The sequence below is a fragment of the Flavobacterium caeni genome, from assembly GCF_900101895.1.
GTDB lineage: Bacteria > Bacteroidota > Bacteroidia > Flavobacteriales > Flavobacteriaceae > Flavobacterium > Flavobacterium caeni.
Genome location: NZ_FMVF01000007.1, coordinates 148,557 through 165,236 on the forward strand (window position 1 = coordinate 148,557; position 16,680 = coordinate 165,236).

The following is a 16,680-nucleotide window of genomic DNA, read 5'->3' on the forward strand; positions in this document are numbered from 1 at the left end:
TTGCAGATTTTCAAATCGCGAATCCATAAATCTAGAATCTGAAATCCAAAACCGAAATGAAAGTAGCCATTACCGGAATGGGCATTATTTCTGCCATCGGCAGCACCGTGGACGAGAATTTCGAGTCGCTTGTGGGCGGTCGCAAGGCCATTACCGACATCGACCATATTCCAACGGTTCACGCCAAGGCCATCAAGGTGGGTGAAATCAAACAATCGAATGCCGATTTGGCCCATGAACTCGGCCTGGCATCCGACAACAATTACACGCGTACCGCCATGATTGGTGCTCTTGCCGCCCGACAAGCGCTACAGAATGCTGGAATTTCGGACGTCAACGCTTACAAAACAGGGCTTATCTCGGCCACGAGCGTGGGCGGGATGGACACGACCGAGAAACACTATTACGAGTATTTCAATGATCCGGCGCTCGTCAAGTACATCAGTGCGCACGATGGCGGCGATGTAGCGCAGAAAATTGCCGAAACGATAGGGCTCAAGGGATTTGTGACCACAATCAGCACGGCCTGTTCGTCGGCGGCCAATTCTATTATGCTTGGGGCACGCCTGATCAACGCCGGCAAACTCGACCGCGTGATTGTGGGCGGGACCGATGCGCTCGCGAAATTCACGATCAACGGATTCAAGACGCTCATGATCCTGACCGACGGCTACAACACCCCTTTCGACGACAACAGAAAAGGGCTCAACTTGGGCGAAGCTGCCGCGTTTTTGGTGTTGGAGTCCGACAAAGTGGTCAAGGAACAAAACAAAAAAGTCCTTGCCTATGTATCGGGGTTCGGCAATGCCAACGATGCGTTTCACCAGACCGCTTCGTCCGAAAATGGCGAAGGCGCATTCCTGGCGATGGAAAAAGCATTTAAGTTGGCAGGACTGCAACCGTCCGATATCGACTACATCAACATGCACGGCACGGCCACGCCCAACAACGATTTGAGCGAAGGCCGCGCGGTGATCCGTATTTTTGGCGAACAAAACGTTCCCGATTTTTCGTCGACCAAGGCTTTTACCGGTCATACGTTGGCCGCCGCCGCCGCGATCGAAGCGGTGTACAGCGTGTTGGCCATCCAAAACGGTGTGGTGTACCCGAACCTCAATTTCGAGACGCCCATGCAGGAATTCAACCTGATACCGCAAACCGAAATCAAATACAAAAACATCGACCACGTGCTGTCCAACTCGTTCGGGTTTGGCGGTAACTGCTCGACCGTAATTTTTTCGAAGAATTGATGAAGACCTATATCAACGGCATCGGCTGCGTATCGGCGCAAAAAACCGACGGCGATTTTGCCTCGGGATTCCACGTAAACCAAGCCACCAATGTCTTGCCCATCGAAAAGCCCGAATACAAGGATTATTTTTCGCCCATTGCCGCACGCCGTATGTCCAAGGCGGTCAAGAACGGCATCGTGGCATCGACCATGGCGATGAAAGAGGCCAACCTCGAAATGCCGGGTGCGATCATCACCGGAACGGGTATGGGTTGCATCGAAGATTCGGATAAATTTCTCAAGGCGATCATCGACAACAACGAAGAATTCCTGACGCCCACCTCGTTTATCCAGTCGACCCACAACACGGTGGCCGCGCAAATAGCGTTGGGGCTCGAATGTAAGGCGTACAATTTCACTTATGTCAACGCTGCTGTTTCGTTCGAATCGGCTTTGATCGACGGCAAGTTGCAGTTGGACGAAGGCGAAGCAGATGCAGTATTGATTGGCGGCATCGACGAGATGACCGATTATACCGCATCGTTGTTCAAGCTCGCAGGCTTCATCAAAAAAGACGAGGAAGGCAGTTTCCCGATCCTCGAATCGCAGACGCCGGGCACTGTCTTTGGCGAGGGCGCGACTTTTTTTGTCCTCGAAAGCAAAAAATCGGCAACCACTTATGCCGAAGTCGTAGATATAGAAATCAACAACGAGATCGAGGCCGACATCTTGCAACTCAAGGTATTCGATTTCCTTTCGGCCAATGGTTTAGGCGTAGACGACATCGATTTGCTGGTGGTTGGGATCAACGGCGATGCCCAGTTCGAAGAACATTACCGCGAACTGACGCAAAAGCAGTTTGTGCATACCCCGCAGGCCTACTACAAACATTTGAGCGGTGAATACAACACGGCATCGGCGTTTGGGTTGTACCTGGCGGCGAACGTGGTCAAGACCCAAAACGTCCCGCCAATAGTGCAGGTCAATGGGCAAACCAAACCCGAATACAAAAACGTGTTGCTGTACAACCATTACCGCGGCATCGACCATAGTTTTACCTTAATTTCGAAAGCTTGAAGCACCGGTTTGTCACTGTTTTTTTTCTTTCGCTTTTGGTTCTGCTGGCGCTTTGGAGCCTTTTTGCAGCTATAAGCACATGGGTTTTTGTGGCTGTGGTGGCGGTTTGGCTTTTGGTTGTGGCGATCGGATCGTCGCACATCGCGCTCAATTACCATGTAAAGGCGATGTGCAGCAACCCATCCGAAAAAGAACGTAAAATCGCACTGACCTTTGACGATGGCCCGAACGAAAACACCTTGCAAATCCTTCAAATCCTAAAAAAACACCACGCCAAAGCCACTTTTTTTTGTATCGGCCGACAAATCGAAAAGCATCCTGGTATTTTACGCGAGATCACAGCCGACGGGCACTTGGTAGGGAACCACTCGTACAGCCATTCGCATTTTTTTGATTTTTTCGGGATGCGGCGCGTCGTCTTGGAGTTGCAGGAAACCGATAAGTTGATTTTTGAGATCACCGGAAAAAAGCCGCATTTCTTTCGACCGCCGTATGGCGTGACCAATCCGTCGATCCGTCGCGCACTCGCCGTGACCAAGCATGCCGTGATGGGCTGGAACATCAGGTCGATGGACGGGATCAGCAAAAATTCGGATGCAATTTTTAACAGGATCGTCGAGCAACTGTCGCCCGGATCGGTCGTACTTTTGCACGACACACGCCCGCATACGGCCCTTGTTTTGGAACAGTTGTTGCTAACGCTGGCCGCGAAAAATTACCAAGTGGCCGCGCTCGACGAACTTTTGGATGTAGAAGCCTATGAAAATTAAGACAATCCTTTTCGCTTTTTTGGCGATGATTTGCTTGCCCGTCGTGGCGCAGGAGCAAAAGATGACCGAGGCCGAAGCCGCGTCGTTCAGGCAATCGGTCAATGTCGTCTCGAAGAAAATCACATCGCTCGCCACCGATTTTACGCAATTCAAACACATGGACTTTTTGACCAAGGACATCGAGACTTCGGGGAAGATGTTTTTCAAGGAACCCGACAAGCTGCTGTGGCAATACAAAAAACCCTACAACTATACGATAGTGTTCAAGAACGGCAAAATCCTGATCAACGACGAAGGAAAGAAAAGCGCGATGGATGTGGGCAGTAGCAAGATTTTCGCCAAGCTCAACAAGTTGATCGTGGGCAGCGTGAGCGGCAATTTGTTCGACGACAAGGAGTTTGCGATCACATGCTACAAAGGCAAGGATTTTAACATCGCCAAGCTCATCCCCAAAGACGCGACGCTCAAAAAATACCTCAAGCAAATCGAGCTGCATTTCGACAAGCAGGAACATACCGTTTCGCAGGTCAGGCTGGTCGAATCGGCCGAAGATTATACCAAGATTGTCTTTAAAAACAAAGTGTTGAATGCCAAAGTCGACGATGCGGTTTTTGTCAATTAGCGTGCTTTTTGCGTTGGTCGCCGCGTGCGGATCGAGTCCGGTCAAGGGATTGGCCGAAACGACTGTCGAAACGCCCGTGTTCCGGTCGACGTATTTTGACGACCCCGCCGCCGACTATGTCTACAAGGCCAACGTTACCGTATACGGGCACGAACTCAGCGGGATTTTTGTCGCCAAGAAAAAAGACGATGGACACCGTGTGGTGCTCACGACCGAGTTCGGCAACAAGCTCATCGATATTGATTTAAAGGAAACCGATTACACGGTCAACGCCATTGTTGACGAACTCGACCGCAAAATACTACTCGAGACGCTGGTGGCCGATTTCAGGTTGATGTTGCGAAAAGAACACCACATCGCGGCGCAATTCGATGCACCGCAAGCCAAAATCCTGAAGGCGACCGATGGTAAAAAAGTCAACTACCTATACCTTTCCACCATCGACGGCAAGCTCTTACAAATCAAACATGCGGGCAAAAGAAAAGAAACGATAACGTTCAGGTTTCACGCAGAAAACCCTACTTTTGCCGAGGATATTTTTATCGAACACCACGACATCAAGCTCAAAATGGTGTTCAAACAGTTAAAAAACCAATAGCTATGAAAAAGATGGTCACCGCAGCGTTGCTGCTTTTTGGGTTCGCGGCTTTACAGGCGCAGGTTACGTTTCGTCCGGGCATCAGGGCCGGGGTTAATTTTTCGCATTTTACGCAGGGCGATCTCGATATGCAAAACGGTGCTTATACCGATTCAAATACGGGACTGTTGGTGCGTGTCCCGAACGATGAGTTCAATTCGAAAACCGATTTTTACGTAGGCCTTTACGGCGCCTTGCGCTTGACCCGTTTTTATACCTTGCAACCCGAGGTGAATTATTCAAGACAGGGGACAAAATTCGATTCTTATCGATACGATTCGGGCATAGGAGCCACGAGAAAGATATCGGGCCAAATCGATTTGTCGTATGTTTCGGTTGGCATCGTCAATAAGTTTACGTTCAGCAATACCTTTAATATTCATGTCGGACCAACCATAGATGTCATTATGGAAAGAAGTGGCGATCTTGATGTGCCGTTCAACACCACGAACGACTATTACTACGATGCGGTTTTTTACGATACCAATTCAGATGTCGACTTGTCGTTTGTGCTCGGTTTGGGAATCAATTTTACCAAGAATTTCGGTTTTGAAGCACGTGTCAAAAAAGGCATCATCCCGGTGATGGATTGGGGTGATGACCATACCAACGTGGTTTTCTCTGCGGGATTGGTTTATACTTTTGATGTGAGTGGCGCCACTGGTTCAACAAATTAAAGATATGCTGTTAAAAGATTTTTACACCGTCAAATCGCTCGAACAAAAAGAGGGCAGCAAACACGAAGCCGTTGTTTTGGTCAATGAAAAGCATGAGGTTTTCAAGGGGCATTTCCCGGGCAACCCAATCATGCCGGGTGTTTGCATGATGCAGATCATCAAAGAGCTGACCGAAAAAATCGCCAACCAAACGTTGGTGATGCAAAGTTTGACCAACGTCAAATTCATGGCCTTGATCAACCCCGAAGTGACGCCCGAACTCAAACTCGAACTCGACATCGTTCCCACCGAAGACGGCTTGGTGAAGGTCAAGAACACGACAACTTTTAACGATACCGTTGCGCTCAAACTCAGCAGTACGTATAAGAAAATCTAGGATTTAAATAAGGATTTTTCGCACGGCACGCCTTAACTTGCCTCGACTAAAACACACGCCATGAAAATAGTTGTATCTGTCCTGTTTCTTTTGTTCTTGCGTAGCGCCGACCTGTCCGAAGTGCGAAAATTGTACACCGACGCGGCCAAATCCGAGGCCAACGCCAACGCGTTCGCCAACAAACTCGCCGATGTTCCCGACGGTGATGCCAACAAAGTACTTGTGGCCTACAAAGGTTGTTCACTCACGCTCAAGAGCAAATTTTCGGGCGTATTGGCCGACAAAATCAGCTTCATGAAACAAGGGGCCAAACTCATCGATGCCGCCGCGGCCGCCGAACCAGAGAACATCGAAATCCGTATGATCCGACTGAGCGTGCAGGAAAGCGTACCGCGCATCGTCAATTACCGCGAACACAAAAAGAAAGACAAGGCGCTCATCCTCAAGAACTACGAGGAAGCGGGCGACTTGAAGGAATACATCCGCAAGTTTATCCAACAATCCAAGAGCTTTACCGCCGCCGAGAAAAAAGCGCTCAACTAGTGCATGCAACCACCTGTGTCTGAAACCGCGCCCCGTTACTGTGTGATTGTACCCACGTACAACAACCACAAAACGTTGCGTCGCGTACTCGATTCGGTGTTGCAACAAACCGGCGATATCATTGTCGTGAACGACGGTTCGACCGATTCGACTCCCGAAATTCTCGCCAATTATCCACAAATTACGCAAATCCATTTTCCACAAAACCAGGGAAAAGGCAAGGCCTTGCGCGAGGGTTTCAAAAAGGCGCTCGAACTGGGTTACGATTATGCGCTGACGATTGATTCAGACGGGCAGCATTTTGCCTCCGACATCCCAGCTTTTCTCGCATCGATCCAAACCGACGGGCCCGCGCTGATCATCGGAAGCCGCAACATGGCACACGAAAGCGTACCGGGCAAGAGCAGCTTTGGCAACAAATTTTCGAACTTTTGGTTTTGGTTCGAAACGGGCATAAGGCTTACCGATACGCAATCGGGTTTCAGGCTTTATCCGCTTCGGTTGATGCCCCAAAAATATATGACCAACAAGTTCGAGTTCGAGATTGAAGTCATCGTGCGTTCGGCCTGGAAAGGCGTGCCGGTGCGCAACATCCCGATCGAAGTGTTGTATGATCCGAGCGAACGTGTGTCGCATTTCAGGCCGTTCAAGGATTTTACGCGCATCAGCATCCTCAACACCGTTTTGGTCACCATCGCGTTGCTGTACATCAAGCCACGTGATCTGTTGCGCAACATCCAAAAAAAAGGATTCAAAAGATTTTTTCTAGAGAACATCCTGGAAAGCAACGATTCGCCGCGTACCAAGGCATTGTCGATTGCGTTGGGCGTGTTCATAGGCATCAGTCCGTTGTGGGGATTGCATACGGTTTTGGTATTGTTCCTGGCCGTGTTGTTCAGGCTCAACAAATCGATCGCATGGGGTTTTTCGAATGTGAGCATACCGCCCATGATCCCGCTGTTGGTCTACGGTTCGCTCAAGATCGGCGGCCTTTTTACCGGGCAGCAAACCGTCATGCCCGATGCGTTTACTTGGGCCGCGCTACAGGAAAATCTGCTGCAATACCTGATCGGGAGTTTTGTTTTGGCGACAATCGCGGCCGTAATTTTTGGGACGGCGGGTTATTTGTTGCTGACATTTTTTAGTACATTTAGGCATAAAAAATAAAATGCACCGACTCTTTTATGCCATCCATTCCTTTGTAGACAGGAACAAAGTCTTGTCTGTTGGAATATTTGCTGCGTTGTTGTTGGTGCTCGGGTTGCTCGCGAGCCGTATCCGCTTTAGCGAAGACATCACCAAACTCATCCCTACCAGCCAAAATGCCGACGTGGCCACCAAGGTTTTCCGTCAGGTTAATTTTGCCGACAAGATCACCGTTACGATCCACGCCACGGGCGACGCGACCGTCGACGATTTGACCGCCTATGCCGAGGCGTTTGTCGACAGCACACAGGTGCAATGTGCGCCGTACATCAACGGCATCCAAGGACGTGTAGACGAAGACAACATCGCCCAAACGATGGACTTCGTGCAAGCCAATCTCCCGCTGTTTTTGGATGAGGAAGACTACAAAACCATAAACGCGAAATTGTCGCGCGACAGCGTGGCGGCAGCCGTCCAGGGGAATTATAAATCGCTGATGTCGCCTTCGGGCATCGTGACACGCGATTTTATTTTGCATGATCCGCTGGGTCTTTCGCTGATTGGTCTCAAGAAATTGCAACAGCTCAACATTGGCGACGAGTTTGCACTCGAGAACGGTTATGTCGTGACCAACGACAAGAAGAAGTTGTTGTTGTTCTTGTCGCCCAAGTTTGCGTCTTCGGAAACCGAGCAGAATACGCTGTTTGCAGAAAAGCTTTACGCCATACGCGACCATCTCAACGCACAATTCAAAGGCAAAGCGCAGGCGAACTATTTTGGATCGGCGCTGATTGCCGTGGCCAACGCCAAACAAATCAAGAGCGACATCATTTGGTCGACCTCGATCGCGATGACCGCGCTCATGCTGATCCTGATTTTGTTTTACCGCAGGATTTTTATCCCGCTGATCATCTTTTTGCCGACGTTGTTCGGAGCGCTGTTCTCGGTGGCGTTGTTGTATGTGCTCAAGGGTACCATTTCGGCCATTTCGTTGGGCATCGGATCGATTTTGATTGGGATTACGATCGATTATTCGCTGCACATCCTGACGCATTACAAACACAATTCCGACGTCAAGACGCTGTACAAGGACATCACCATGCCGCTCATCATGAGCTCGTCGACCACGGCCATCGCGTTTTTATGTTTGCTGTTCGTACATTCGGATGCCTTGCAGGATTTGGGGATTTTCGCGGCTTCGATTACGCTGTCGTCTGCGGTGTTTTCGTTGGTGTTCGTGCCGCATTTGTACCGTCCCAAGCAAGATAATTTTGGCCACCAACGCAATTGGATCGACCGTTTCGCAGGTTTTTCGTTCCACAAGAACAAGTGGCTGATCGGCGGCTGTCTGGCGGTCATCGTCGCTTGCTTTTTTACGTACGACAAGGTCTCGTTCAACAACGATTTGTCGCAACTCAATTTTGTACCGCCCGACATCAAGGCTGCCGAAAAGGAGCTCGAGCAAAACACAAACCTGACCTCCAAATCGATTTATCTTGCCGCTTACGGGAACAGTCTGGATTCGGTACTCGACATAAACCGCCGTTTGTTTGCCGAACTCAAAGGCCAAAAAGAAACGGGAAAGCTGCTCAATTTCAGCTCGATCGGCGGAATCGTCTCATCGCAAGCCGAACAGCAACAAAAAATCGACCGTTGGCAACAATTCTGGGATGCGCAAAAGAAACAAAGCGTCACCAATGCGCTGGTGGCAGAAGGCGCGCAATTGGGATTCAAACCCAACACCTACCAACGTTTTTTTGACCGTCTCGACACGCCGTTCCAACCCATTCCGACAACCGCATTTAAGGAATTGCCGGCCATGCAACTGCAGGAGTTCCTCGCGCAAAAAAACGGTTTTTACACCATCTCGACGTTGGTCAAGGTATCGGACGCCCAACGCAACGCCCTGGTGCAACGCATCGCGCACAAGCCCAATGTGCTGGCCATCGACCGTCAGCAAATGAACGAAACGTTTTTGGGCAACCTCAAGGTCGATTTCAACCGACTGGTCAATTATTCTTTTTTGGCGGTGGTGTTGGTGCTTTTCTTTTTTTTCAGGCGCATCGAATTGGTGCTCGTCGCCACCGTGCCCATTGTGGTGACGGCCATCGTGACGGCAGGTATCATGGGTATGTTCGACATCCAGTTCAACATTTTTAGCATGATCGTATGTACGCTGGTGTTTGGGCATGGCGTCGATTTTAGCATTTTTATGACCAGCGCGTTACAAAAACAACACACCAACGGGCAAAACGAGCTGGCCATTTACCGCACGTCGATCATCCTTGCGGTCATCACGACTATTTTGGGCATCGGCGCGTTGGTTTTTGCAAAACATCCGGCGTTGAAGTCGATATCGGCCATTTCGCTCGTGGGCGTTTTGGCGGCGCTTGTGGTGACTTTTATCTTTTATCCGTTGTTGTTCAGGGCCGTGATTTCGGGCCGCACCGAAAAAGGCAATCCGCCGTTCGGGATTTTGACTTTTGCGCACAGTATGGTGTCGTTTACCTATTATGGGCTGGGCGGCGCCTTGACATCGGTCTTGAGTTTGCTGGTCAGGATTGTTCCTGCAAACCCAAAGAAAAAGCTGCTGGCTTTCAAGTGGATCATGGCCAAATTCATCGCGTCGGTGCTGTATACGAATCTTTTTGTCAAGAAAAAGGTCAACAACCCGCGCGGCGAGACGTTTGAGAAACCCGCAGTGATCATCGCCAACCACACGTCGTTTCTCGATACACTGGCCTTGGGCATGGTTACGCACCGCATGATTTATCTGGTGAACGACTGGGTGTACAACTCGCCCGTGTTTGGTCCGGCGGTTCGTGCGGCCGGTTTTTATCCCGTATCGGCCGGCATCGAAGAAGGCGTCGAGCATTTGCGCAAAAAAGTCGAGCAAGGGTTTTCGCTGGTGGTGTTCCCCGAAGGGACGCGGTCGATGAGCAACCACATCCACCGTTTTCACAAAGGCGCTTTCTTTTTGGCCGAACAATTCCAACTCGATATTTTGCCGATTACCATCCATGGGAATTCAGAGACGTTGCCCAAGGGCGATTTCATCATTTACGACGGATCGATTACCGTAGACGTGCTCGAACGCATTGGCATCGACGACGCGCGTTTTGGCGGTGATTATGTCGAACGGACCAAGAAAATCAACACTTTTTTCCGAAGCGAGTTCAAACAAATCAGACGCCGTATCGAAGGGCCGGACTACTTCAAAAAAATGCTGCTCTACAGTTTCGACTACAAGGAATGGCCTGTGGTATCGGCTGTCAAGAAAGACGTCAAGGCCAATCTCGACAGCTATTTCGAACTCAACCGATGGCTGGGCGAAAAAGACAAGATCCTGCACATGGCCGACGACTTCGGTCAGTTGGATGTGTATTTGACGTTGCAGGAACCCACGCGCAAAGTAACGTCGTTCATCGGCGACGGGGAAAAGCGCGCTGTGGCCAAAACCAATTACATTGCGGGGAAAAGACATTTGCGTTATGTCGATTCGCTTTCCGAAACCATCGGGCAAACTTTTGACGTGTTGCTCATTTCGACGCCGCGCGACTTTGACCTGGTCGCCGATTTGCCGAACAAAGTTGTCGTATGGCAATCGCCCGAGATAGTATCGCAGCTTGTAATCATGGGCTACGAAAGCGTTTACGAGCACCCGTCGTTCACCGTTTTAACCCGAAAATCATGAAGGCGCATTACGACGTGGTGGTCATTGGCAGCGGTCTCGGCGGATTGGTCTCGGCATTGATCCTGGCCAAGGAGGGCCGACGTGTTTGTGTGCTCGAAAAGAACAACCAGTACGGCGGGAATTTGCAAACGTTTGTGCGCGATAAGACGATTTTCGACACGGGCATCCATTATATCGGCGGGTTGGAGGAAGGACAGAATTTGTACCGTTATTTCAAATACCTCGGCATCATTAACGGGTTGCATCTCAAGAAAATGGACGAGGACGCATTCGATGTCATTTCGTTCGAAGACGAGCAGGAGGCGTTTCCGCATGCGCAAGGCTATCGGAATTTTGCCGAACAATTGTCGAAATATTTCCCCGAAGAACATTCGTCCATCGAAAATTACCTGCAAAAACTGACCGAAACCTGCGATGCGTTTCCGCTCTACAACTTGCAGGCCGAAGGACAATACGACACCAAGATCCTAGCACAAAACGCCAAGCAAACCATCGAATCGATCGTGCCCGATAAGAAACTCGCGGCGGTGTTGGCCGGTTCGAATTTCCTGTATGCGGGCATGCCCGAAAAGTCGCCGTTTTATGTGCACGCGCTTTCGGTGAATTCGTACATCCAAAGCGCTTGGCGGTGTATCAATGGCGGGAGCCAGATCACCAAGCAGTTCATCAAGCAGTTGCGCGAGCATGGTGCCGAGGTTTACAAATACCATGAAGTCGTGGGGCTTGAAGTGATCGAAAACCGAATCCGATCGGCGCAAATCAAGGACGGATCTACCGTGACGGCCGATTTGTTTTTGTCGAACATCGAACTCAAAACGCTGCTCGACTTGGTTGGGAAGGAACATTTTAGAAAGCCGTTTTACGAACGTGTGAAAAATCTCGACGATGTGATTTCGGCGTTCAGTTTGTACCTCGTCTTCAAACCCGATAGTTTCCCGTACATCAACCGCAACGACTACCATTTCAAAAATGTGGATGCGGTTTGGACAGCGCAAGACTACGACGAGCACAACTGGCCCAAACATTATATGGTGTCTATGAATGCGACGCACAAATCGGAGACCTTTGCCGATGGCATGACGATTTTGACCTATATGAAATATGCCGATGTCGCGCATTGGGCCGGTACCTTTAACACCACGGCCGAAAAAGGCGACCGGGGCGAAACGTACGAGCAATTCAAAAACCGCAAGGCCGAAATCCTGTTGGCCGAAGTCGAGAAAAAATTTCCGAACATCCGCAGCTGCATCCAGTCGATGCATACCTCTACGCCGCTGTCGTACCGCGACTACATCGGGTCGCACCACGGCAGCATGTACGGCTATGTACGCGATGCGAACGATCCGATGCGCACTTTTGTACCCAGTAAAACCAAACTCGACAATTTGTATCTGGTAGGGCAAAGCGTAAGCATTCATGGGGTTTTGGGCGTTACGATCGGTGCCGTAGCGACTTGCTGCGAAATCCTCGGCAAAGCATATTTGGTCAACAAAATCAATCAAGCGGCGCCATGAAAAAAGGGATGACAATCATTGCGCTGTTGTTGCTGGTGTCTTGCGGGACATCCAAATCGTTGCGCCACCAACCGCAGACGGAAGGCTACGACCCATCGGTCCCGAAAGTCCAAAGACACAGCGAAAACTATTTTTCGTCGGGAAAAAACACGCTTTTGAAAAACAGCCAAGGCCTTTGGGAATTGTACGTTGCGGGCGATCCGCTGCAAATAGGGCTGGTGACCGGCGCCTTGGAAGATTCGCTCTTGAAAAAGCAGGAACGCGTGTTTTTTTCAAAAGTAAAGGAACTCGTGCCCTCGAAATCCAAACAAAAATGGCTTCGGAAGTTGCTGACTTGGTACAACCGCAAATTGTACCTGAACGTTCCCGAAGAATACAAAACCGAAATTTACGGGCTCTCGCAATACAGTTCGCACGACTACGACTTTATCGCGCCGCCTTATTTGCGCGGGTTGTACCTGCATGGCGCGCACGACATTGGGCACGCGATGCAGGATTTGGCCCTGGTCGGCTGTTCGTCGTTTGCGGCCTGGGGCGACAAATCGGAAGATGGCGGTTTGATTTTGGGACGCAATTTCGATTTTTATGCGGGCGATGATTTTGCCAAGGACAAAGTGGTTGCGTTTGTCAAACCCGACAAAGGAAATCCGTTCATGATGGTCACGTGGCCCGGCATGATGGGTGCGGTTTCGGGTATGAACAATGCGGGGCTCACCGTTACAATCAATGCCGGGAAGTCGAAAATCCCGCTTGTTGCCAAGACACCGATTTCGATCCTGACACGTGAGATTTTGCAATACGCGACCACAATCGACGAGGCCGTTGCCATCGCCAAAAAGCGCGAGGTATTTGTTTCTGAATCGATCATGGTGGGCAGCGCAAAGGACCAAAAGGCTGCTTTGATTGAAGTAGCACCTGATAATTTTGGCGTGTACGAGGTGCCCAACAGCAACCAACTTTTGTGTTCGAATCATTTCCAAAGCGATGCGCTCAAAGACGACAAACGCAATTTGTACCAAATCGAGAACAGCCATTCGCAATACCGTTACGATAAATTGATCGAGGAGTTCGAGGAACATCCGAAAATCAATCCCGAAATCGCCGCGAAAATCCTGCGCGACCGCGAAGGTCTGGACGAAAAAGCCATCGGCTATGGCAATGAAAAGGCGCTGAACCAACTGCTCGCGCACCACGGTGTGATTTTTAAACCCGAAGAAAAATTGGTTTGGGTTTCGGCCAATCCGTATCAAATGGGCGAATTTGTGTGCTATGATTTGAATAAGGTCTTTGGCGCCGATCGCGCGGCCGGAAGTTCGATGGCGCAAACCGATCGTGACATTCCTGCCGATCCGTTCCTGCAAACCCAGGCCTATAAAAACTATGAGCAGTTTCGTATCGAAGACCGAAAGATGGACCAGATGCTTCAAAATAAAACCGGAATGACCGCCGATTTTGTCAAAAATTACCAATCTTTGAACCCGGATTTTTGGATCGTTTATTTCAAACCCGGAAAATTCCATTTTGAAAACAAGGATTACGCAGCGGCCAAACCTGAACTTGAGCAGGCGCTGACCAAGGAAATCACGACGCTTCCGGCCAAAAAGGAAATGGAGAAAATGCTGCGCAAAATCAACAAGAAATTACGATGATTCCCACCATAGAAACTGCACCGCTGTCAGAAATCAAGGCTTTTCAAGAAGCAAAATTGCGCGAGACGTTGGCCTATGTGCAATCGCATTCGCCATTTTATCAAAAAAGATTTGCCGATGCGGGAATTTCGGTTTCGGACATCCGAACGCTCGAAGACTTGCAAAAGCTGCCGGTCACGACCAAGGCCGATTTACAGCAATTCAACGACGATTTTTTGTGCGTCCCGCGCCATCAAATCATCGATTACGCGACCACGTCGGGCACGTTGGGCGATCCGGTCACTTTTGGCATGACCGACAACGACTTGGACCGACTGGCCTACAATGAAGCGATTTCGTTCGACTGCGCAGGCATCAAACCGGGCGATATCGTCCAGTTGATGACGACGATGGACCGCCGATTCATGGCCGGGCTGGCTTATTTCCTCGGATTGCGCAAGATGAAGGTGGGCGTCGTCCGCGTCGGCGCTGGGATTCCCGAACTGCAATGGGATTCGATCCGCAAGTACCAACCCTCGCATTTGATTACGGTGCCATCGTTTCTTCTGAAAATGATCGAATTTGCAGAACAGCGCGGCATCGACTACAAAAATTCAGGTATCAAAGGCGCCATTTGCATAGGCGAGGCGTTGCGCAACCAGGATTTCTCGCTCAGCACGCTGTCGAAGAAGATCACCGAGAAGTGGGACATCAAACTCTATTCGACCTACGCCTCGACCGAAATGAGCACGGCCTTTACCGAATGTGAACATGCGATTGGCGGCCACCACCACCCTGAACTCATTGTCGTCGAAACGTTGGATGACAACAACCAACCCGTTCAAGATAGCGAGCCCGGCGAACTCACCTTTACGACGCTAGGCATCGAGGCCATGCCTTTGGTGCGCTTCAAGACAGGCGACATCGTCAAATTGCACCATGAGCCGTGCGCGTGTGGCCGCAATACGTTGCGCGTTGGCCCCGTGATCGGACGCAAGCAACAGATGATCAAATACAAAGGCACGACGTTGTACCCGCCCGCGATGACCGACGTGTTGAGTGGTTTTTCGAACATCGAGAACCACATCATCGAGATCTATACGAACGATTTGGGCACCGACGAAATCGTCATCAAGCTCGCGGTCAAGCAAGAATCGGAAATATTTTTGCGCGAGATCAAGGAGCATTTTCAAGCGAAATTGCGTGTGACGCCCAAGATTGTCTTCACATCAAACGCCATTCTGAACCAACTCGTCTTTAATCCGATGAGCCGAAAACCGATTCATTTTTTTGATCACCGGACGCATTGATTTAGGGTGTGCGCCCGTTCCAGATGAATTTTTCAGACGACGCGGGGATATCGGCTGCACCGCGACGCCCGCCTCCTAGGGTGTTGGGACTTCACGAAGAACGGTTGATATTTAGATTGCGGCGCTTGAAAAAGTATAGTTTTTCTGTGTCTACGGTATCGAAAAATTTTGTATTTTCTACCCAATAGGGTAGGGGAAATAGGGTTTATCCCTACGAAACGGCGGCCAATCTGCGCTACAGAAAATCTGTATATTTTGTTAAATGTTGCCTTTATACACAGGGGCTAATCAAAAGTACAAGTTTCGTGCGTCGTCGGGCTGTTAGCGCCACTTGGGAGTCTGTTGTATTCGATGCGTCAGGATCCGCGTAAGCCCAATCCACTTTCGGTTTTCGACATTTGACTTTAAATCGTACCTTTGCGCCATGGTCAAAATCGGCAACATCGAACTTCCAGAATTCCCGCTCTTGCTTGCACCCATGGAGGACGTGAGTGATCCGCCATTCCGACGCCTGTGTAAGACGCACGGCGCCGATTTGATGTTTTCGGAATTCATCTCGTCCGAAGGATTGATCCGCGACGCGATCAAAAGCAGGCAAAAGCTCGATATTTTTGATTACGAACGCCCCGTTGGTATCCAGATTTTTGGTGGCGACGAAGAGGCGATGGCGATGTCGTCTAAAATTGTATCGGCGGTAAATCCAGATTTGATCGACATCAATTTCGGATGCCCGGTCAAAAAAGTCGTTTGCAAAGGCGCGGGTGCTGCCGTGTTGAAAGACGTCGACTTGATGGTGCGGCTCACCAAGGCCGTCATCGACGGGACCAATTTACCAGTGACCGTAAAAACACGCCTGGGCTGGGACGACGACTCGATCAACATCGATGAGGTAGCCGAACGTTTGCAGGACATAGGTGTCAAAGCCTTGTCGATCCATGGGCGTACGCGCGCGCAACTCTACAAAGGCGAAGCCGATTGGTCGCACATCGCGCGTGTCAAGAACAACCCGCGCATCACCATGCCGATTTTTGGCAACGGCGATGTCGATTCGCCCGAAAAGGCCCTCGAGTACAAAAACCGCTATGGCGTCGACGGCATCATGATCGGGCGCGCCGCAATTGGCTATCCGTGGATTTTCAACGAAATCAAGCATTATTTCAAGACAGGCGAAAAACTATCCGCCCCGACCATGCAGGACCGTATCGAAGCCGCGCGCAATCATTTGACGTGGGCGATGGAATGGAAAGGCGAATGGGTGGGCATTGTAGAAACGCGACGTCATTACACCAATTACTTCAAGGGCATTCACAACTTCAAGGAATACCGACAGAAATTGGTCACGATAGACAATGCACAAGGGTTGTATGCGGCCTTTGATGAAATTTCACAGGCGTTTGCCGACTATCAGTTTGTATCGTAAACCAGATTGCGGTTCAATTGCATTGGTGCCGAAGC

General features: G+C 50.1%; 14 protein-coding genes. All 14 read left to right on the plus strand.

Going from position 1 to position 16,680, the window contains the following annotated elements; genetic code table 11:
• The first annotated feature begins 56 nt into the window (after positions 1-56).
• The 14 genes from BLP55_RS08595 to dusB all read left to right on the plus strand — a co-directional run bounded on the left by BLP55_RS08595 (position 57) and on the right by dusB (position 16,645).
• Complete coding sequence (locus BLP55_RS08595; protein ID WP_091142038.1) at positions 57-1,250, plus strand: beta-ketoacyl-[acyl-carrier-protein] synthase family protein; 1,194 nt, start codon at positions 57-59, stop codon at positions 1,248-1,250.
• Positions 1,250-2,308, plus strand: coding sequence for a beta-ketoacyl synthase N-terminal-like domain-containing protein (locus tag BLP55_RS08600; RefSeq protein ID WP_170826822.1), 1,059 nt, complete (start codon positions 1,250-1,252; stop codon positions 2,306-2,308). Before BLP55_RS08595 ends, BLP55_RS08600 begins: the two co-directional genes overlap by 1 nt.
• Positions 2,305-3,078 (plus strand): polysaccharide deacetylase family protein, encoded by a 774-nt coding sequence (locus BLP55_RS08605; protein WP_091142042.1) that lies wholly within the window; start codon positions 2,305-2,307, stop codon positions 3,076-3,078. Before BLP55_RS08600 ends, BLP55_RS08605 begins: the two co-directional genes overlap by 4 nt.
• Positions 3,068-3,700 carry a flexirubin biosynthesis/transport protein LolA2 gene (locus BLP55_RS08610; protein ID WP_091142044.1) on the plus strand — a complete coding sequence of 211 codons (633 nt, stop codon included), beginning with the start codon at positions 3,068-3,070 and terminating at the stop codon, positions 3,698-3,700. Before BLP55_RS08605 ends, BLP55_RS08610 begins: the two co-directional genes overlap by 11 nt.
• Positions 3,666-4,298 (plus strand): flexirubin biosynthesis protein LolB2, encoded by a 633-nt coding sequence (locus BLP55_RS08615; protein WP_091142047.1) that lies wholly within the window; start codon positions 3,666-3,668, stop codon positions 4,296-4,298. The genes BLP55_RS08610 and BLP55_RS08615 overlap by 35 nt, the downstream gene beginning before the upstream one ends.
• Before the next feature lie 2 nt (positions 4,299-4,300).
• Positions 4,301-5,014 (plus strand): outer membrane beta-barrel protein, encoded by a 714-nt coding sequence (locus tag BLP55_RS08620; protein WP_091142049.1) that lies wholly within the window; start codon positions 4,301-4,303, stop codon positions 5,012-5,014.
• Positions 5,015-5,018: 4 nt separating this feature from the next.
• The gene (locus tag BLP55_RS08625; protein ID WP_091142052.1) at positions 5,019-5,390 is read left to right on the plus strand and encodes an ApeI family dehydratase; all 372 of its coding nucleotides are present in this window, start codon (positions 5,019-5,021) and stop codon (positions 5,388-5,390) included.
• Between the two features lie 60 nt (positions 5,391-5,450).
• Positions 5,451-5,933 (plus strand): hypothetical protein, encoded by a 483-nt coding sequence (locus BLP55_RS08630; RefSeq protein WP_244503443.1) that lies wholly within the window; start codon positions 5,451-5,453, stop codon positions 5,931-5,933.
• Positions 5,934-5,936: 3 nt separating this feature from the next.
• Entirely contained in the window at positions 5,937-7,100 is a 1,164-nt protein-coding gene (locus BLP55_RS08635; protein ID WP_091142055.1) for a DUF2062 domain-containing protein, read from the plus strand.
• Between the two features lies 1 nt (position 7,101).
• Positions 7,102-10,773 (plus strand): 1-acyl-sn-glycerol-3-phosphate acyltransferase, encoded by a 3,672-nt coding sequence (locus BLP55_RS08640; protein WP_091142058.1) that lies wholly within the window; start codon positions 7,102-7,104, stop codon positions 10,771-10,773.
• Positions 10,770-12,287, plus strand: a complete 1,518-nt coding sequence (locus BLP55_RS08645) for a phytoene desaturase family protein (protein WP_091142060.1) — start codon at positions 10,770-10,772, stop codon at positions 12,285-12,287. The genes BLP55_RS08640 and BLP55_RS08645 overlap by 4 nt, the downstream gene beginning before the upstream one ends.
• Positions 12,284-13,936 (plus strand): C45 family autoproteolytic acyltransferase/hydrolase, encoded by a 1,653-nt coding sequence (locus tag BLP55_RS08650; RefSeq protein ID WP_091142062.1) that lies wholly within the window; start codon positions 12,284-12,286, stop codon positions 13,934-13,936. Before BLP55_RS08645 ends, BLP55_RS08650 begins: the two co-directional genes overlap by 4 nt.
• Positions 13,933-15,225 (plus strand): flexirubin biosynthesis putative acyl-CoA ligase FlxY, encoded by a 1,293-nt coding sequence (locus tag BLP55_RS08655; RefSeq protein ID WP_091142065.1) that lies wholly within the window; start codon positions 13,933-13,935, stop codon positions 15,223-15,225. The genes BLP55_RS08650 and BLP55_RS08655 overlap by 4 nt, the downstream gene beginning before the upstream one ends.
• A 424-nt stretch (positions 15,226-15,649) precedes the next feature.
• Positions 15,650-16,645, plus strand: coding sequence for a tRNA dihydrouridine synthase DusB (gene dusB / locus BLP55_RS08660; RefSeq protein WP_091142068.1), 996 nt, complete (start codon positions 15,650-15,652; stop codon positions 16,643-16,645).
• The last annotated feature ends 35 nt before the right edge of the window (positions 16,646-16,680 follow it).